Origin of the sequence: 'Chrysanthemum coronarium' phytoplasma (genome assembly GCF_000744065.1) — a bacterium.
Lineage (GTDB): Bacteria > Bacillota_I > Bacilli_A > Acholeplasmatales > Acholeplasmataceae > Phytoplasma > Phytoplasma asteris.
Genome location: NZ_BBIY01000141.1, coordinates 1 through 720, shown reverse-complemented (window position 1 = coordinate 720; position 720 = coordinate 1). Strand labels below are relative to the sequence as shown.

Below are 720 nucleotides of genomic sequence, written 5' to 3'. Positions count from 1 at the left end.
AATTAAAATATGCATCAAGTAATTTTATTACTAATTTATTAATGCCTTTGGAACAATTAGAAAAAGTCATTGATATGCCTACACAAAATGAATTGTTGCAAAAATATTTATTAGGATTTAAGTTGTTACAACAACAAATAAAAAAAGTGTTGCAAGATGAAGGAGTAGAAGAAATTGAGGCTCTTAATAAGCCTTTTGATCCTGCTTTGCACCACGCTTTAGAAACAGTGTGCGACCCTAAAAAACCTGATAAAACTAATTTAGCAGTTTTACAAAAAGGTTATTTATATAAAAAAAGAATTTTAAGACCAACATTGGTTAAAGTAAATGAATGGAGTGATAAAAATGACAAAAACGAATAAAATTATAGGTATTGATTTAGGAACAACTAACTCTTGTGTTGCTGTAATGGAAGGTGGCGAGGCAAAAGTTATTCCTAATGCTGAAGGTGGAAGAACAACTCCGTCTGTAGTTTCTTTTAAAGGTGATGAAATTATGGTAGGAGAAATTGCCAAACGTCAAGTAATTACTAATCCTAATACTATTAGTTCTATCAAAAGACACATGGGAGAAGCTAATTATACTGTTAATGTGGGTGGTAAAAAATACACTCCGCAAGAAATTAGTGCAATGATTTTGGCAAATTTGAAAAAAACTGCTGAAGATTATTTAGGAGCTCAAGTAAGTGAGGCAGTAATTACTGTTCCTGCTTATTTTAAT

The 720-nt window shown here is 30.8% G+C and carries 2 protein-coding genes; both read left to right on the top strand.

The genetic code is table 11. The features are described 5' to 3' along the window. Window positions 1-362 (top strand): nucleotide exchange factor GrpE (locus OYV_RS04185; protein ID WP_042068469.1); only part of this gene is annotated, 362 nt, incomplete at its 5' end. After that, the coding region (locus OYV_RS04180) for an Hsp70 family protein (RefSeq protein ID WP_042068468.1) at window positions 346-720 on the top strand (375 nt) is incomplete at its 3' end. The genes OYV_RS04185 and OYV_RS04180, both read left to right, overlap by 17 nt.